Genomic DNA, 2,195 nt, shown 5'->3' with positions numbered 1-2,195 from the left:
GGTGAGGACTGTACAATGGCACTGATCTACGGATTGAACCGCGTGATTATGGAGAGTCGCCGCAACAATGGACTTTATGATGATGAGATAGACGAAGATGAGGAGGAAGAGGACGATGGAGAATATGAAGATTAATGTTCTCGGAACAGAATACAAAATTGAGACACACAAAGTATCAGAGGATAAGTATCTGGAAGAAAATAGCTTAGCCGGTTATTGTGGCGAAGAGAGCAAATTGATTGTTGTTGCGGATATGTCAGAAGAAAAATACTTTGACCTGAGTGAAGAAGAACAGAAGTCATACAGGAAAAAGACGTTGCGCCATGAAATTGTGCATGCATTTTTGAACGAGAGTGGATTATCAGATTCTTCAAACCAGTATAATGGCGGTTGGGCAAAAAATGAGGAAATGGTTGATTGGCTTGCTATTCAGTGGCACAAGATAGATGAAGTATATAAACAGCTTGGCATTTAAGGCGGTGGCATATGAACATATTCACACGAGTAAAGGAGTTTATCATGAATTTATTCAAAATAAGTGCAGAGAAAGAATTTAATGTTGATATTATTTCTTCTGATTTGATGGAGATGGCACAGATCGAGTGGCAGAACATCATTAAGGGTAGACCGTACTGGATGAGCAAGAACGTGCGCACAATCAATTTTGCAAAGTTTCTCTGCTATTACACCAGCAAAAAGACCTGTCTGGATCTCAATGTGACGATCAGTGGCAGCGACAGGGCGGATTATATCAATCAGTGCATTGGTGCAATGATCCAGAAGTCCATCCGGGATAAGGTAGAGGATGCCTGCGGCGCGGGCGGCATTATTCTTAAGCCGAGCGGTACATATAATCCGACGGGAGCAATCGACTATGTAATGCCAGGCAGCTTTGCAGTGACAGAGAAGAACAGCAACGGGGATATCCTTGGAGTTATTTTTATTGACCGGCAGATTAAAGGTGATGATTACTTTACCAGATTGGAGTATCAGCACTTCACATCTTCGATCTCTGACGATGGAGAAGGAGTTGGAAGAACATACACCATTGAGAATAAGGCTTTCAGATCAAAGGGCAGCGACAGTCTGGGGCGCAGCATTGCACTGGCAGATGTACCGGAGTGGAAGAATATACCGGAATCAGTCACAATCTCCAATGTGGAAAAGCCATTGTTTGGGTATTTCAAGATGCCGTATAACAACACCATTGACTATACATCACCGGAGGGTGTGGCAGTATTTGCGAATTGTATCGAGGAACTGCGCAATCTGGATGTAGCGTGGAGCAGGAAAGATGATGAGGTCGATGATTCACAGCATATTACATTTATTGATGAAAATGCATTGATGAAACGCGATAAGAATACTGGAGATAAGGAAAGACTTGAACTTCCAAGATTTGTAAAGGGATTAAAACATGGAGTTGATGCAGCCAGTACTGTTGACGAGCATATACCGACGATGCTTACAGAACAGCGTGTTGCAGATATCAATTCAATTCTTTCTATGATTTCAACTAAGGCAGGATTCTCTCAAGGGCAATTTGTACTTGACCGTAAAACTGGCAATACAACTGCGACAGAGATTGAGAGCGACGACAGTGAGACAGTGGAGACCATCACGGATATTCGTACTGCGCTTAAGACAGCTATCAAAGACCTGGTATATGCGCTGGATAAATACTGTGATGTGTTCTTTAATTTGCCAAGCGGGTATGTTAATGCACTGGATGAAAACGTGGCAGATGAAGATATATTTTATTTCAAGGATCTGCTTGCATCATTTGAGCAGGACAGACAGCGCGCATATCAGCTTATGATACAGGGTGTATATAGCAAGCGGAAATATCTTAAGGAATATGAGGGATTCAATGACAAGGAAATAGACGAGATGTTTGCAGAGCGGGACGAAGAGAACGCAAGTCAGAATACAGGTGGACTGTACGGGGAGGAATAAAGATGGTGCTAAAAATAATCATGTTCTTATTTGGTATTTCGTTTTTAGACGAAATGGATAAGGCAAGAAAAAAGAAGAAATTATGCGATGTGGTTTACTGGGGTTTCTTAATGATAAGTGCAGCCATTATAGTATGGGGGATGTAAATGAGGTACGACAGGACTGTTGGAAACGTAAATATAAGACTTGATACAAGCAGAATTGACGGAAATCTTAGACGCGCACAGGATAAATTAGAT

The 2,195-nt window shown here is 41.8% G+C and carries 3 protein-coding genes; all 3 read left to right on the top strand.

What is annotated here, in order from left to right; translation table 11 throughout:
- The first annotated feature begins 115 nt into the window (after positions 1-115).
- From DW650_RS19025 to DW650_RS19825, 3 genes are read left to right on the top strand one after another with little or no spacing between them, the layout of a single operon-like run.
- Complete coding sequence (locus DW650_RS19025; protein ID WP_006857537.1) at positions 116-475, top strand: hypothetical protein; 360 nt, start codon at positions 116-118, stop codon at positions 473-475.
- Between the two features lie 44 nt (positions 476-519).
- Positions 520-1,956 carry a phage capsid protein gene (locus DW650_RS19020; protein WP_243103028.1) on the top strand — a complete coding sequence of 479 codons (1,437 nt, stop codon included), beginning with the start codon at positions 520-522 and terminating at the stop codon, positions 1,954-1,956.
- Between the two features lie 2 nt (positions 1,957-1,958).
- Positions 1,959-2,102 (top strand): hypothetical protein, encoded by a 144-nt coding sequence (locus DW650_RS19825; protein WP_199654338.1) that lies wholly within the window; start codon positions 1,959-1,961, stop codon positions 2,100-2,102.
- Positions 2,103-2,195 lie beyond the last annotated feature (93 nt).

The sequence above is a fragment of the Roseburia sp. AM23-20 genome (genome assembly GCF_003470905.1).
GTDB classification, from domain to species: Bacteria; Bacillota; Clostridia; order Lachnospirales; family Lachnospiraceae; genus Roseburia; species Roseburia rectibacter.
The sequence above is the reverse complement of the archived record's forward strand: the minus strand, read 5'-3'. Positions and strand labels throughout refer to the sequence as shown.